Annotated in this window: 13 protein-coding genes; 8 read left to right on the top strand and 5 right to left on the bottom strand. The window is 66.6% G+C overall.

All coding sequences use genetic code 11. The features are described 5' to 3' along the window. Window positions 1-54: 54 nt before the first annotated feature. From MMSP_RS09760 to MMSP_RS09750, 3 genes are all read left to right on the top strand, one after another. Window positions 55-873, top strand: coding sequence for a bifunctional 2-polyprenyl-6-hydroxyphenol methylase/3-demethylubiquinol 3-O-methyltransferase UbiG (locus MMSP_RS09760; RefSeq protein ID WP_020786486.1), 819 nt, complete (start codon window positions 55-57; stop codon window positions 871-873). Further along, the gene (locus MMSP_RS09755; RefSeq protein ID WP_020786485.1) at window positions 870-2465 is read left to right on the top strand and encodes a glycoside hydrolase family 57 protein; all 1596 of its coding nucleotides are present in this window, start codon (window positions 870-872) and stop codon (window positions 2463-2465) included. The genes MMSP_RS09760 and MMSP_RS09755 overlap by 4 nt, the downstream gene beginning before the upstream one ends. A 91-nt stretch (window positions 2466-2556) precedes the next feature. Beyond that, on the top strand, window positions 2557-3801 hold the full coding sequence (locus MMSP_RS09750; protein ID WP_020786484.1) for a glycosyltransferase family 4 protein: 1245 nt from the start codon (window positions 2557-2559) through the stop codon (window positions 3799-3801). Here MMSP_RS09750 and MMSP_RS09745 read toward each other — a convergent pair. Beyond that, on the bottom strand, window positions 3798-4775 hold the full coding sequence (locus MMSP_RS09745) for an SDR family NAD(P)-dependent oxidoreductase (RefSeq protein ID WP_020786483.1): 978 nt from the start codon (window positions 4773-4775) through the stop codon (window positions 3798-3800). The two genes, MMSP_RS09750 and MMSP_RS09745, sit on opposite strands and share 4 nt — an antisense overlap. Before the next feature lie 66 nt (window positions 4776-4841). Here MMSP_RS09745 and MMSP_RS09740 point away from each other — a divergent pair, with 66 nt between their 5' ends. Beyond that, window positions 4842-6197: a TIGR01777 family oxidoreductase gene (locus tag MMSP_RS09740; RefSeq protein ID WP_015355102.1), complete on the top strand. Its 1356-nt coding sequence runs from the start codon at window positions 4842-4844 to the stop codon at window positions 6195-6197. Window positions 6198-6201: 4 nt separating this feature from the next. Here the strand turns inward: MMSP_RS09740 and MMSP_RS09735 are convergent, their stop codons facing one another. Together MMSP_RS09735 and MMSP_RS09730 are read right to left on the bottom strand one after the other, a co-directional pair. After that, complete coding sequence (locus MMSP_RS09735; RefSeq protein ID WP_231507101.1) at window positions 6202-6849, bottom strand: hypothetical protein; 648 nt, start codon at window positions 6847-6849, stop codon at window positions 6202-6204. Between the two features lie 236 nt (window positions 6850-7085). Then, the gene (locus MMSP_RS09730) at window positions 7086-7727 is read right to left on the bottom strand and encodes a heme-binding protein (RefSeq protein WP_020786481.1); all 642 of its coding nucleotides are present in this window, start codon (window positions 7725-7727) and stop codon (window positions 7086-7088) included. A 173-nt stretch (window positions 7728-7900) separates the two neighbouring features. Between MMSP_RS09730 and MMSP_RS09725 the strand changes: the two genes are divergently transcribed. Continuing rightward, the gene (locus MMSP_RS09725; RefSeq protein WP_011739992.1) at window positions 7901-8308 is read left to right on the top strand and encodes a hypothetical protein; all 408 of its coding nucleotides are present in this window, start codon (window positions 7901-7903) and stop codon (window positions 8306-8308) included. Window positions 8309-8310: 2 nt separating this feature from the next. On the opposite strand, the gene MMSP_RS09720 is transcribed toward MMSP_RS09725, so the two are convergent. Beyond that, window positions 8311-8814 carry a MarR family winged helix-turn-helix transcriptional regulator gene (locus MMSP_RS09720; protein WP_015355099.1) on the bottom strand — a complete coding sequence of 168 codons (504 nt, stop codon included), beginning with the start codon at window positions 8812-8814 and terminating at the stop codon, window positions 8311-8313. A 110-nt stretch (window positions 8815-8924) separates the two neighbouring features. Further along, window positions 8925-10133, bottom strand: coding sequence for a class C beta-lactamase (ampC, locus tag MMSP_RS09715; RefSeq protein ID WP_020786480.1), 1209 nt, complete (start codon window positions 10131-10133; stop codon window positions 8925-8927). 213 nt (window positions 10134-10346) lie between these two features. Here ampC and MMSP_RS09710 point away from each other — a divergent pair, with 213 nt between their 5' ends. Genes MMSP_RS09710 through MMSP_RS09700 form a run of 3 tightly spaced genes read left to right on the top strand, consistent with a single transcriptional unit; the run spans window position 10347 to window position 14289 of the window. Continuing rightward, window positions 10347-12461 (top strand): MMPL family transporter, encoded by a 2115-nt coding sequence (locus tag MMSP_RS09710; RefSeq protein ID WP_020786479.1) that lies wholly within the window; start codon window positions 10347-10349, stop codon window positions 12459-12461. Continuing rightward, on the top strand, window positions 12458-12937 hold the full coding sequence (locus MMSP_RS09705; protein ID WP_012393498.1) for a TspO/MBR family protein: 480 nt from the start codon (window positions 12458-12460) through the stop codon (window positions 12935-12937). The genes MMSP_RS09710 and MMSP_RS09705 overlap by 4 nt, the downstream gene beginning before the upstream one ends. 8 nt (window positions 12938-12945) lie before the next feature. Then, a complete protein-coding gene (locus MMSP_RS09700; protein WP_015355096.1) occupies window positions 12946-14289 on the top strand; it encodes a deoxyribodipyrimidine photo-lyase in 1344 nt (447 codons plus the stop codon). The last annotated feature ends 16 nt before the right edge of the window (window positions 14290-14305 follow it).

Genomic DNA, 14305 nt, shown 5'->3' with positions numbered 1-14305 from the left:
GCATTTCTGGCTACGGTTCGCGAATCGGGCGCTAGGCACTAGCCTGCGTTAGCAATGAGCTCATTCGTCCCCGACGTTCCCGACCAGATCCCGACCGCCAGTGCGCCGCCGGTCGATGCGGTGTTGACGCTGACGGGCGAACGCACCATCCCCGATCTGGACATCGAGAACTACTGGTTCCGTCGCCACGAGGTCGTATACGAACGGCTGGCGCCTCGTTGCGAGGGCCGCGACGTGCTGGAAGCGGGCTGCGGCGAAGGCTACGGCGCCGACATGATCGCCGATGTCGCGCGCCGCGTTGTGGCCGTGGACTACGACGAGGCCGCGGTAGCGCATGTCCGCCACCGCTACCCCCGGGTCGAGGTAATGCAGGCGAACCTGGCGGACTTGCCCCTTCCCGACGCATCGATGGACGTGGTGGTCAACTTCCAGGTCATTGAGCACCTGTGGGATCAGGGCCAATTCGTCCGCGAATGCGCGCGGGTGCTGCGCCCGTCGGGCGTATTGATGGTGTCCACGCCGAACCGGATCACCTTCTCCCCCGGCCGCGACACCCCGATCAACCCCTTCCACACTCGCGAACTCAACGCCGCCGAACTCACCGAACTGCTGCTAGAAGCGGGTTTTGCCGAGGTGACGATGTACGGGTTGTTCCACGGGCCGCAGCTGCGCGCGATAGATGAACGCCATGGCGGCTCGATCATCGACGCCCAGATCGCCCGCGCGGTCGCCGACCAACCGTGGTCAGCCGAACTGACCGCCGATGTCGCGGTGGTCACCACCGCGGACTTCGACATCATCGGGGCGGGGCTGGAACCCGCCCACGAAATTGACGACAGCCTGGATCTGATTGCGATCGCGGTGCGGCATTGACCAATTGGGACAACACCAATTCGCCAGACCGGGTGCCCGGGTTGTTCACCCTGGTGCTGCACACCCATCTGCCCTGGCTTGCCCACCACGGCCGATGGCCGGTCGGCGAGGAGTGGCTCTACCAGTCCTGGTCGGCCGCCTACCTGCCGTTGTTCCGGGTGCTGCGCACCCTGGCCGACGAGGGGCGCCGCGGGCTCATCACGCTGGGGATGACTCCGGTAGTCAACGCCCAACTCGACGACCCCTATTGCCTGGACGGAATGCATCACTGGCTGGCCAACTGGCGGCTGCGCGCGGCCGAGGCCACCAGCGTCCGGTCTGCGCCCGCATCGAAGTCGGCCAAACACCTCTCCTGCACACCAGAGGCCCTACGCGACTTCGGAACCCGCGAGTGCGCCGAGGCCGATCAGGCGCTTGACGACTTCGCCGCCGCCTGGCGCCATGGCGCAAGCCCGCTGCTGCGCGCCCTGATCGACGCCGGCACGGTCGAGTTGCTCGGCGGCCCACTGGCCCACCCGTTCCAGCCGTTGCTGAATCCGCGGCTGCGGGAGTTCGCGCTGCGCGAAGGTTTGGCCGACGCACGGCTGGGGATGGCGCACAGCCCATCGGGGATCTGGGCACCCGAATGCGCATACGCCCCCGGCATGGAGCACGACTACGCGGCCGCCGCGGTCAGCCATTTCATGGTGGACGGCCCATCCCTGCACGGCGACACCGCACTGGGCCGACCGGTCGGCGACACCGACGTGGTCGCGTTCGGGCGTGATCTGCAGGTCAGCTACCGGGTGTGGTCACCGAAATCCGGCTACCCCGGGCATGCCGCATACCGCGATTTCCACACCTACGATCACCTGACCGGCCTCAAACCGGCCCGCGTCACCGGCCGCAATGTGGCATCGGAGGCCAAAGCCCCCTACGACCCGCAGCGCGCCGACCGCGCGATCGACGTCCACGTCGCCGACTTCGTCGAAGTGGTGCGCGGCCGGCTGATTGCCGAGTCACAGCGCATCGGCCGGCCCGCGCACGTGGTCGCCGCGTTCGACACCGAGTTGTTCGGCCATTGGTGGTACGAGGGGCCGACCTGGTTGCAGCGGGTGCTGCGCGCCCTGCCTGCCGCCGGCGTGCGGGTGGGAACGCTGCACGATGCCATGGCCAACGGATTCGTGGGCGCTCCGGTCGAATTGCCCCCCAGCTCTTGGGGTTCCGGCAAGGACTGGCAAGTCTGGAACGGCCCCAAGGTGTCCGATCTGGTCCAGCTCAACTCCGAAGTGGTCGACACCGCACTGACCACCGTCGATAAGGCGCTGGCCCAGACCGCGTCCCTGGATGGCCCGATCCCCCGCGATCACGTCGCCGATCAGATCCTGCGTGAGACGCTGCTGACCGTCTCGAGCGACTGGCCGTTCATGGTGAGCAAGGACTCCGCCGCCGACTATGCGCGCTATCGCGCGCACTTGCATGCGCACGCCACCCGAGAGATCGCCGGGGCGCTGGCGTCGGGCCGGCGCGACAACGCCCAGCGACTGGCCCAAGGCTGGAACCGCGCCGATGGCCTGTTCGGGGCTCTGGACGCACGAAGGCTGCCCAAGTGAGCGCGCCGGCGACCGACGAGCGTGCGCGGCTGTACAGCGACACGCCGCTGCGGCCGACATTTTGTGCACGTTCGTGGAGGGGGCCACGTTCATGAAGATCCTGATGGTGTCGTGGGAGTACCCACCGGTGGTGATCGGCGGGCTCGGCCGCCATGTCCACCACCTCGCCACCGCATTGGTCGCGGCCGGCCACGAAGTCGTGGTGCTGTCCCGCCGGCCCTCGGGCACCGACCCCAGCACCCACCCACCGTCTGATCTGATCAGCGAGGGAGTCCGGGTGATCGCGGCCGCGCAGGATCCGCACGAATTCAGCTTCGGTAGCGACATGATGGCTTGGACCCTGGCCATGGGTCACGCCATGGTCCGGGCCGGCCTTACCCTCAGCGGTCCCGGCGCGGAGCAACCCTGGCAACCCGACATCGTGCACGCGCATGACTGGCTGGTGGCACATCCGGCGATTGCGCTCGCCGACTACTACGACGTGCCAATGGTTTCCACGATTCATGCGACCGAAGCCGGGCGGCATTCCGGTTGGGTTTCGGGAGATCTGAGTCGCCAGGTGCACGCGGTCGAATCCTGGCTGGTGCGTGAATCCGATTCGCTGATCACATGTTCGGGATCGATGAGCGATGAGATCACCGAGCTGTTCGGCCCAGGGCTGGCCGAAACGGCGGTGATTCGCAACGGTATCGACGCGGCGCGCTGGCCTTTTGCGGTCCGTAAACCACGCACCGGGCCACCGGAACTGCTCTACGTCGGTCGGCTGGAGTACGAGAAGGGTGTGCACAATGCCATTGCCGCACTGCCGCGGATCAGGCGCGCGCACCCAGGCACCACACTTACCATCGCCGGCGAAGGCACCCAACAGGATTGGCTGGTCGAGCAGGCACGCAAACACCGGGTGCTCAAGGCCACCAAGTTCCTGGGCTACCTCGAGCACGCCGAACTGCTGACCCTGCTACATCGGGCCGACGCCGCGGTGTTCCCCAGCCACTACGAGCCGTTCGGACTGGTCGCGCTGGAGGCCACCGCGGCCGGAACACCGTTGGTGACGTCGAATATCGGCGGGTTGGGCGAAGCGGTGATCGACGGGGTCACCGGGGTATCGTGCCCACCCCGCGACGTGGCGGCGCTGGCCGCCGCGGTGTGCGGTGTGCTCGATGATCCGGCCGCCGCGCAGCAACGTGCCCGGGCCGCGCGGGAACGGCTCAACTCCGACTTCGATTGGCAGACCGTGGCCGAGCAGACCGCGCAGGTGTACCTGGCGGCCAAGCGCGGAGAACGGCAGCCGCTGCCCCGGTTGCCGATCGTCGAGCACGCGCTGCCTGATCGCTAGTCGATGCCGATCGCGTCCGCGCAGTACCGCCACAGCCGTTGACGGTCATCGTCGCTGTACCGGGTCCACGGCAGGTAGTGCTCCGGGCGAGTCCGACGGTCATGCCAGAAGGTGCCGCTCAGCGGTGCCGGTCTGGTGGCCGCCAACCACACCGCGGTGTCGGCGCCCTGTTCGGCGGTGCGCAGTAGCGGCCCGATGACCGCGCGAAAACCCGGCAGTGATGTGGCCACCCCCGGAGTGTCGGCCCAGCCGGGATGCATGGAGTAGACGCGGATGCGCTCGCCGCTCCAGCGCCGGGCAAGCAGCGGCGTCAATGCCACCTGCATGCGCTTGGTGCGGGCGTATGCGACCGCCCCGCGGTAGCCACCGGCACGGTATTCGGGATCCTCGATCGGCAGCGGTTGGGTGTACATGCCGCCCGAAGACATCAGGATCACTCTCGGGTCGTCGGACTCGGCCAGCATCGGAACCAGCAGTTCGGTCAGCAGTATCGGCCCCAAGACGTGGGTGGCCAGCGTGATCTCATGGCCCTCGTCGGTCTCGGCGCGGGCCGCGGGCAGCAACCCGGCATTGTGGACCAGCACGTCCAGCCGGGACACCCGGGTGCGCAGGTCTGTCGCGAAGGCCCGAACGGCACTGAGGCTGGAGACATCGCAGACCTCCACCCGCACGTCGGCGCCGGAGGCCGCGGCGATCTCGTCGCGTGCGCGCTGCCCACTGTCGCGATCGCGCACGGTCAACACAACGGCGGCTCCCAGCTCGGCCAACCCGGCGGCAATGGCCTTACCCAGGCCGCGATTTGCGCCGGTGACCATCGCGGTGCGGCCCCGCAGGGCTGCCGGTGAGGGATCGTCGGACCAGCCCGAATGGCGAAGCTGATAGCCGACACGGGTGTATCCCCCAACGATGGTGCGATCGAGTGCCCGATCCAGGGTGGTATCCAGCAAAGAACGGATGCCATCGACAACGCTCATGCTGATCACTATCCGCTATCGGGCACGCCGTCGCCGCGCGGCCACCCGCGGCGGTAACGTGCAACGATGGGCGTGGTGTATTCCAGCGTGGTCGACGCGCCACGCGATGAGGTGTTCGAGTGGCACAGCAGGCCTGGAGCATTCAGCCGACTGTCACCGCCCTGGCAACCCATGCGGTTGGTAACCGAGGCACGATCACTCGAAGATGGTCGCGCGACGCTGGCGCTTCCCGGCGGCCTGCGCTGGTTGGCCCAGCACCAGCCCGATTCCTACGATCCCCCAAGGCGTTTCGTCGACACCATCGCAAGCGACGGGCTGGCTTCGCTGCCGGCCCGAATCGCGGTGCGGTGGCGGCACACTCACGACTTCGAGGACGCCGGCGCGGGCCGGACCCGGGTGATCGACCGTGTCGACACCCCGATACCGGCATCGGCATTGCGGCCGATGTTCGTATACCGCCACCAGCAGCTTGCCGATGATCTGGCCGCACACAAACTTGCCGCCGCTGCTGGCCTGGGCCCCACAACAATTGCGGTCACGGGGTCCTCCGGGCTGGTCGGTTCGGCGCTGACCGCCTTTTTGAGCACTGGCGGGCACCGGGTCGTGCGCTTGGTTCGTGGCACCCCACGCGGCGCCGACGAGCGGCACTGGGACCCGCACGATCCTGACCCCGAGTTACTGACGGGGATCGACGCGGTGATTCATCTGGCCGGCGCCTCAATCGCCGGGCGGTTCACCACAGCGCATCGAAACGCTATACGCGAGAGCCGAATTGGTCCGACGCGTCGGCTTGCCGAGTTACTGGGCCGCGGCGCTGACGGGCCTCGCGTGCTGATCTCGGCCTCGGCTGTCGGGTATTACGGCTACGACCGTGCCGACGAGATACTGACCGAGGAAAGCGGTCGCGGCGAGGGGTTTCTCGCCGATGTCGTCGCCGAGTGGGAAGCGGCGACCGGCCCCGCCCGACAAGACGGCGTGCGAGTGGTGCTGGTACGCACCGGCATCGTGCAGTCTCCCCGCGGCGGCACCCTGCAGTTGCTGCGCCCCCTGTTCAGCGCCGGGCTGGGCGGCCGCCTTGGCGACGGTCGTCAGTGGCTGTCCTGGATCGGGATCGACGACCTGGTCGACATCTATCACCGCGCCTTGTGGGACACCGGGCTATCGGGTCCGGTGAACGCTGTTGCACCACAACCGGTGCGTAACGCCGAGTACACGCGCACCCTGGCCCAGGTCTTGCACCGACCCGCGGTGTTGCCGGTCCCGGCACTGGGACCGCGGCTATTGCTGGGCGATCAGGGCGCCCGCGAACTCGCGTGTGCCAGTCAGCGCGTCCTGCCGGCGCGGCTGGCGCTGGCTGAGCACCGGTTCCGCCAGCCCGACCTCGACACGGCCCTGCGCCACTTGCTGGGGCGTCATCGGTGATCAGCTAGCTGCCGATCGTGCGCCCCTGCGGGGGTGGCTGCGTGGAGTCCACCGAGCGTGAATCGAGGTAGACCTGCCGCATGACCGCCGGCCAGGACTGGGCTTCGGATATCGAGCCGCGCACACCGTCGAGCAAGCCGGCGATCAAGGCGTGGTTGTCGTCGTCCAGCACGTATACGGGTGCACCAATCTCGTGCTGATCCGCGTCCATGCCGGCAATGACGAAGCGGCTCTCGGTGACGGTGTCGACGCGGCCGCAGCGTTGCCTCGCCGCGGTGGCCTCACACACCCGTGCACCGGGCTGGACCCGAAACCCTGGTTTCGACTGCAGTCGAAGTCCGGTGGGCAGCAGGTCGGTAGCGGCCACTTCGGGGGCCAAGGTGATGACTTCATAGTCGACACCGGCAGCCGCACCGTCGACCGCCACTTCACTGACCGTCGCCTGGCCGGCCAGCGTCACGGCACCGACCGCATTGCCGTAGCGGTCGGTCACCATCGGATCGCCATTGCATCGACCGGCACTGAAGGCTATCCGCATCTGCGGTTCGACGAATCCAATCACGCACACCACCGAGCCCTGATGGATTTCCAATCCGGGATATGCCGTCACTCCAACGGCGGCCCGCCCCAGTGCCGGCGTCTCAACGCTCACCAGCACGAACACGACCGCGATCGCTGCGCGACACCATCGGTGATACATGATTTCCAACCGGTCACGGCAATCCAGCCGCGACCAACCCCACTTCTATTGGCAACGACATTATCCGGCGGAAACCGGTTACCCATTCTTGGCGTAGTCAAACACTACTGCTCAATCGCAGCTCGGTCGATCACCACAGTGCAAAAGCCACGCTCGATGCAGAAGTAATGACTCTACCGAAGGCCTGGTCAGCGCCTGGTCACCGGAACGGCGATTTCGTTGCGACGAAGGCATGGAATTGTCCACGGCGGATCGTAGAACCACGCCACCGGCGAACCAACCGGTTGCAGATCGGTGCCGTCGAGCAAGCCGAGTAGCTCCGTGGTGCGCGCCGCCACCGCGCCCGCGCCGCGATCACCGCTGAAGCGCAGCACCGCGTAAGTCTCCGCCGGCACCGCTACCAGGGCGACGGCGTTGTCGTTCGGCACCGGCAGGGTATCCAGGGTCCACTTGGCCGGCATGAAAAACCGTATCGTCCACGTGCCGCCGTCGCCGGCTTGCTGCGCCACCGGCGCTGTCATGGCGATGGGTTCGCCCGCGCCGGTCTGATCGCGGTGTTGGCTCACGGGAGCCGTCATCGCCAGTTTCGACTTGGCGTGGTTGGCGCCGAAAATATAGCCGGCCAGGACGCGGAATCCGCGATTTCGGGCGCCTTCCTCGGTGTCGTCGACCACGGTTTCGGCCGCAACGCGCGGACCATAACGACGGACCTCTAGGCCCTTGCCGAGTTGTTCGACGGTGTGGGCCGGTTCTTCGGTAACCCGCACCCCAACGACGAGACCGACCGCCTCCAGGAATTGGGCCAAACGCGGCACAATGCATCCCAGCATCTGGGGATCTACCTTTCGTGTGTCTGTCGACGCTACGCCCCGGCAAGTCGAGCCCGCCGGCCCGTCAATTGTGGAACAGCCACCGACCCAACCACCACGTCGAAACCATGCGGTGCGACCAGTAGCCTCGAGGGGACACAGGCAGCTGGGGCGCCAACGATCGGAGCCATGCAATGACGCCGCAAGACCGGGGCGAGTACTTTCCCTACCGCTACGACGCCCGCCTGGCCCCCATGTGGCTCCCGTTCCGGTGGCCGGGCCGCCAAGGCGTCACGCTGACCGACGACGGCCGTTTCGTGGCCCGCTATGGGCCCTTTCATGCCGAAGCGCCACTGTCGAGCGTGACCGACTCCCACGTCACCGGGCCATACCGATGGTGGACCGCGGTAGGCCCGCGACTGTCGATGGTCGACGACGGCCTTACCTTTGGCACCAATGCGCAGGCCGGGGCGTGTGTCCACTTCGAGCCGCGGATCCACCGGGTGCTGGGTTTGCGGGATCACTCGGCACTGACCGTGACCGTCGCCGATCCCGCGGGCCTGGTGGCCGCCCTGAAGAAGATCGGCCAGAGCGCGCCCTAGCGCTACGGCGAGCTCAGATCGGTCCGAAACACGCGCATCGCGGCGATAAGGGCGGTAAAGACTCGATGCGCCGCCACCAGATCCGGGTCGGCAACGCCGTCCAGCGCGGCACGGGTGTGCATTCCCAGCGGAGTGAAGAAAGACCGGGCGGTCGCCAGGCCGGGTTCGGAATACCGTAGGACGACCTTGCGACGGTCTTCGGGGTGAGTATCGCGTCGAATGTGGCCGGATTCGATGAGCCGATCCACCAAATAGGTAATCGCGGCGGCCGATAGACCCATCCACTCCCCGAGTTGCCCCGAGGTCAGCGGCCGACCGCCGGTTTCGGCGACCATGATGTGTAGCAGCGCCCGAAAATCGTTGGGGCGCACGCTGTGTGACACCGCAAACAAGTGGCCGATCTGATCGGATTCGGTCGATAACTCCCGCAGATCGGCCGAAATCGCCGACTCGAGCCCCTGGCGGCTGCAGGCCTGTTCATCCGCATCCATGGCAATGTGCAGCATATCCGCATCGGCAATTAATTTCAGTTCATTAATCTTTAACCAGTTGAATTAGCTGACGGAGGCGGGCGCCGGCTCGCGAAGGCCCGTGCGGGCTCGACCATTGATCCGATCTATCGCGACTCGGCCGCGAGTTTTTCGAGCACCGCATGGGCCGCCGTGATGCGTGCGGCGTTGGGGAAGTTCTTGTTCGCCAGCATCACAATGCCGATCCTTTTGTCGGGTACGAACGCGGCATAGGCGCCGAACCCGTCGGTGGAACCGGTCTTGTTGAACAGCCTCGGGCCGGACGGGGGCACCCCGGCGACCAGGGTAACCGGGTTTGGCTGCATGGCAATGGTGTTGGAGTTGCCGGCCAGCAGCTGATCGAGGGTGACCGGGTAGGAATACTGCTCCCAGCCAAGCCCCTGGACCATGTCAGCGACATTAAAGTCGTCGAGGTGGGTTGCTTGCACGGCACGGCGCATCGACGCCGGTAGGCCCTCGGGTGAGATGTTAGCCTCGACGAAGCGCAGCATGTCAGGTGCAGATGACTTGACGCCGTAAGCTTCGGCAGCAAAAACCCCCGGGTTCACCCGAACCGGTTCGTTGCTGGCGTTGTACCCCCACGCGTAGTCGTCCATCTGGGCTTGCGGCACCCGGATGAAGCTGTGGGACAGCCCCAGCTTGCGAAAGACCTGGGTTTGGACCAAATCGGCAAAATCGCTGTTCATCGCCAGCGCGGTGAGGTGGCCCAGCAGCCCGATGCTCGGGTTGGAGTAGCGCCGCTGTTGGCCCGGGGCGTCATCGGGTGTCCATTGCTGAAAGTAGGCCTGCATCTGGGCGTCGTCGGTGATCTCGGGCGGAAATTGCAGGGGCAGTCCGCCAGCGGTGTAGGTACCCAAGTTCAGCAGGGTGGCCTTGTCGATGGCGCTGCCCGCGAGCTGCGGCATGTACGCGGAGGGGTGCCCCGCCAGCGATATTCTGCCGAGTTCCTGCGCGTAGCAGGCCAGCGTTGCGGTGAACGTCTTGCTCACCGAACCGATCTCGAAGATGGTGTCCGCCGTCACGGGGGCACCGCTTTGCTTGGCGGCAACTCCATAGTTGAAGTAGCGCTGTTGGCCGTTGACCGTCACCGCTACGGCCATACCGGGTATGTCGTACTGGACCAGCAGCGGTCGAAACGCGCTGTCCACGGCCGCGGACAGCGCATCGGGCGCCGCTACCGCCGGGGTGGCGACCAGCGCGCACAGCGAGGCGATGGCCCGGATTAGCGGTGTGGCCGCCCTGGTGATGATGCCCAACGGAGTCCCTTCGCCGGCCCGAATGCCCTTACCGGGCATGACTGCCCGCTAAGCCGACGACACTACTGGCCAAACCCGGCGGGCAGCACCGGCGCCTCGCGCGGCGCTACCCGGCGCCGACCGGCATGCGATCAGACGATCTGCATAAATTACGCTACTCCCCATAGCTTTTGGCATTTGGTGCGGCACCAGCGGAGCACACCGGGTGCACCCTTGATTCAAAATTACTTAATAACTGAAATACTTGCGCACGTGGTTTGGGACAGACTTGCGGCGGCGCTAGCGGCCAAGAGGTCGTGGCTGATCTCGGTGGGTGTCGTCGCACTGGCCACGGTGTTCATGGTGTTGGTAGGAGGAAACTCCGCGGCCGGGCAAGCACCGCAGTCGGTACCCGCCGACGCGGAGTCGGCGAAAGTCGAATCCGAGCTGGGCCGCTTCCCCGGCGGCGACCGGGCCCCACTGATCCTGGTCGTCACTCGCTCGGACGGGACCACGCTGGACGCCGCCGATCGCCGCGCGGCACAACAGGCAGCACAGCGCATGCAGGCCTCGGCACACCCCGGCGCGAACCCGCGACCGGCAGCTCCGTTGATCTCGGCCGACACAAAAGCGGCAATCTCGGTGGTGCCCATCAGCGCGAACCTGTCGGGCCTGGCCCTCAACGACGCTGTCAAGGCGTTGCGCGAGGCGGCACACGAGGGACTGCCGGCGGACCTGGACGCCCATGTCACCGGCGGACCGGCCTTCGGCGCCGACATCGCCAATGCATTCACCAACGCAAACATCACCCTGCTGGCGGTGACGGCATCGTTGGTAGCGCTGCTGCTCATCCTCACCTACCGCTCGCCGGTGCTATGGCTGCTGCCATTGCTGGTGATCGCCTTCGCCGATCGGGTCGCGACCACAGTCGGGACCGCGGTCGCCGCCCTGACCGGGCTGAACTTCGACGGATCCACCTCGGGGATCACCAGTGTGCTGGTCTTCGGCGCCGGGACCAACTACGCGCTGCTGCTGATTTCTCGATACCGGCAGGAACTTCCGGTTCACCGCGATCACCGCGACGCGCTGGCCCGGGCGGTGCGCATGGCCGGACCGCCGATCGCCGCCAGCAATGCCACCGTGGTGCTGGCGCTGCTCACGCTGGTCTTCGCGGCAACCCCCAGCAACCGCAGTCTGGGCGCCCTGGCGGCGTGCGGGCTGGTCGTCGCGGCGGTATCGGTGCTAGTGGTGCTGCCACCGCTGCTGGCGCTGTGTGGGCGAAGACTGTTCTGGCCCTTCATTCCCCGCGCCGAGGACACCACGGCGCTCGATTCCGGCTTTTGGCATGCGGTCGCCCAACGGGTGGCTCGCCGACCCGCTCCGGTCGCCCTGGTCACCGTCGCCCTGTTGATCGGGTTGGCGACCGGGCTGCTCGGCACCCGCATCGGGCTGTCTCAGACCGAGCAGTTCCGGGTCAAAGCTGATTCGGTTTCCGGCTACGACGTCGTGGCCCAGCACTTCCCCGCGGGCCTGGTTAACCCCACACTGGTGGTAGCCCCCTCGGCGCAGGCGACGCAAGTGCGGCAAGCCATTGGCGCAACACCGGGCGTGGTCTCGGTTACCGAGTCGGGCCGCTCCGGCAAGTTCGGGGCCGGACTGACCAAGTGGTCGGTGGTGATCGACGCCCCACCATCCTCCGAACGGGCGTTCACAACGATTGCAGCGCTTCGACATTCGGCCAGCCAAGCGTCCCCCTCCGCGTTGGTCGGCGGGCCGGATGCGCAGGCACTTGACGTACGCGACGCGGCCGAGCACGACCGTGCCCTGCTGATTCCGGCCATCCTTGCCGTCATCTTGGTGGTGCTCTACGCGCTGCTGCGCTCCGCATTGGCTCCGCTGATCCTGCTGGCCGCCACCATTCTCGGCGCGCTGGCCGCGTTGGGACTCGGCGGCTGGGCCAGCATCCACGTATTCGGCTTTCCCGCCCTGGACAACAGCACCCCACTGTTCGCGTTCCTGTTCCTGGCCGCCCTCGGGGTGGACTACACGATATTCCTGGTCACCCGAGCCCGTGAGGAGTCGGCACGAAATGGCGCGCGCGCCGGGATGGTCCGGGCGGTGTCCGCCACCGGCGGGGTCATCACCAGCGCGGGAATCGTTCTAGCCGCCGTCTTCTGCGTGCTCGCTGTGCTGCCCCTGATCGTGCTGACCCAGTTGGGCATCATCGTCGGCCTGGGAATTCTGTTGGACACCTTCGTCGTACGTACCCTGGTAATTCCGGCGCTGTTCACCTTGATCGGCGATCGCATCTGGTGGCCCAGTGATCCCAAAACCACTGCTCACCAACCTGATTTAGCGTATTCGCACGCGGACGGAGGATCAGAATGAACAAATCGACACTGGCCGGCACCGCGCTTGCGGTCACCGCGGCGGCCGGTAGCGGAAGCATTGCCAGCCCGCCACGAACCTCAGACTGGTACGCGCGACTGCGCAAACCGTCCTACCAGCCACCTTCGGTCGCCTTCCCCATGGTGTGGACCACGCTCTACGGCGATATCGCCGCCAGTTCGGCAGTGGCCATCGACCGGTTGAACGCAACTGGCCAGCGCGACAAGGCACGCCGCTACATCGGCGCGTTGAGCATCAACTTGGTACTCAACGCCGGGTGGAGTTGGCTGTTCTTCCGGTTCCACCGGCTGGGAGCGTCAGCGCTCGGTGCCGCGGTCCTGGCAACCAGCAGCGCCGACCTGGTGCGGCGAACCGCCGACGCCGATCGGCGCGCCGGGCTGGCGATGCTCCCCTACGCCGTGTGGTGCGCGTTCGCCACCGTGCTGGCCACCCACGTCTGGCGACTCAACCGCTGAACCACCCAATGACAAGGGCTCTGTTGTGGTTTCGCCGCGATCTGCGGCTTGGCGATCATCCGGCACTGGCCGCTGCCGCCGATAGCGAGGAAGTGCTCGCCTGCTTCGTGGTCGACCCGCGCCTGGAAGCTTCCTCAGGCCTGCGCCGCCTGCAGTTCCTCGGCGACTCACTTCGCCAACTCAACGATGCACTGCAGGGCCGCCTACTGGTGACACGCGGTCGGCCCGAGCAGCGGATTCCGCTGATAGCCAAAGCAATCGAGGCATCATCGGTGCACGTTACCGGCGATTTCGCGCCGTTTGGGCGGCGTCGCGACGAACGGGTTGCAGCGGGGCTGGGCCGCGTGCCACTGGTAGCGACGGGCTCGCCGTATCTGGTTTCACCGGGTCGAGTCGTCAAAAACGATGGCAGCCCCTACCAGGTGTTCACCCCGTTCTTCCGCAAATGGCAGGACGCGCGATGGCGAGCACCGGCTGACACGGGGCCCGGATCGGCGTGTTGGCTGGATCCGGCGCAGACCGACATCGAGCAGTGCGAGATCCCCGATCCGGGCACTGAGCTTGACCTGGCCGCCGGTGAGGCCGCGGCCATCCGGGAATGGACAGCATTCCGCACCGCCAAGCTGGACCGCTATGAGCATGACCGCGACAGGCCGGACTTCGAGGGCACCAGCCGGATGTCGGCGCACCTGAAGTTCGGCACCATCCATCCCCGGACCATGGTCGCGGGCATGGACCTGACCGGCACCGGAGCGCGTAGTTACCTACGTGAGTTGGCGTTCCGGGATTTTTATGGCGCCGTCCTGCACCACTGGCCGGCCAGCGCCTGGCACAACTGGAACAGCAACTTCGACGGCATCGTGACCGACACCGACGCCAACGCCAGACGCCTTTTCGAGTGCTGGAAGGCCGGAGAAACCGGATATCCATTGGTCGATGCCGGGATGCGTCAGTTGCGCGAAACCGGGTTCATGCACAACCGGGTCCGGATGATCGCCGCATCCTTCCTGGTCAAAGACCTGCACCTGCCCTGGCAATGGGGGGCCGCCTGGTTCCTTGACCAACTCACCGACGGTGACCTGGCCAGCAATCAGCACGGCTGGCAGTGGTCGGCGGGATGCGGCACCGACGCCGCGCCGTACTTTCGGATCTTCAATCCGAGCGCACAAGCCGAAAAGTTCGATCCCGCGGGCGATTACATTCGACGTTGGGTCCCCGAACTGCGCGATGTCGACAACGTGCATCGGATTCAGCGGCGCGGCGGCCCATGCCCGTCAACATATCCGGCGCCGATCGTGGATCACGGCACCGAACGCGCCGAGGCGTTGCGCCGCTATCACGACATCGGCTGACCTGCGGGCGCCGGAT

The sequence above is a fragment of the Mycobacterium sp. 012931 genome, assembly GCF_000419295.1.
GTDB classification, from domain to species: domain Bacteria; phylum Actinomycetota; class Actinomycetes; order Mycobacteriales; family Mycobacteriaceae; genus Mycobacterium; species Mycobacterium marinum.
The sequence above is the reverse complement of the archived record's forward strand: the minus strand, read 5'-3'. Positions and strand labels throughout refer to the sequence as shown.

Excerpts from the sequence above, each read along its gene's own strand:
- MMSP_RS09760 (WP_020786486.1), top strand. The coding sequence starts at position 55 with ATGAGCTCATTCGTCCCCGACGTTCCCGACCAGATCCCGACCGCCAGT.
- MMSP_RS09750 (WP_020786484.1), top strand. The coding sequence starts at position 2,557 with ATGAAGATCCTGATGGTGTCGTGGGAGTACCCACCGGTGGTGATCGGC.
- MMSP_RS09745 (WP_020786483.1), bottom strand. The coding sequence starts at position 4,775 with ATGAGCGTTGTCGATGGCATCCGTTCTTTGCTGGATACCACCCTGGAT.
- MMSP_RS09740 (WP_015355102.1), top strand. The coding sequence starts at position 4,842 with ATGGGCGTGGTGTATTCCAGCGTGGTCGACGCGCCACGCGATGAGGTG.
- MMSP_RS09730 (WP_020786481.1), bottom strand. The coding sequence starts at position 7,727 with ATGCTGGGATGCATTGTGCCGCGTTTGGCCCAATTCCTGGAGGCGGTC.
- MMSP_RS09725 (WP_011739992.1), top strand. The coding sequence starts at position 7,901 with ATGACGCCGCAAGACCGGGGCGAGTACTTTCCCTACCGCTACGACGCC.
- MMSP_RS09720 (WP_015355099.1), bottom strand. The coding sequence starts at position 8,814 with ATGCTGCACATTGCCATGGATGCGGATGAACAGGCCTGCAGCCGCCAG.
- ampC (WP_020786480.1), bottom strand. The coding sequence starts at position 10,133 with ATGCCCGGTAAGGGCATTCGGGCCGGCGAAGGGACTCCGTTGGGCATC.
- MMSP_RS09705 (WP_012393498.1), top strand. The coding sequence starts at position 12,458 with ATGAACAAATCGACACTGGCCGGCACCGCGCTTGCGGTCACCGCGGCG.
- MMSP_RS09700 (WP_015355096.1), top strand. The coding sequence starts at position 12,946 with ATGACAAGGGCTCTGTTGTGGTTTCGCCGCGATCTGCGGCTTGGCGAT.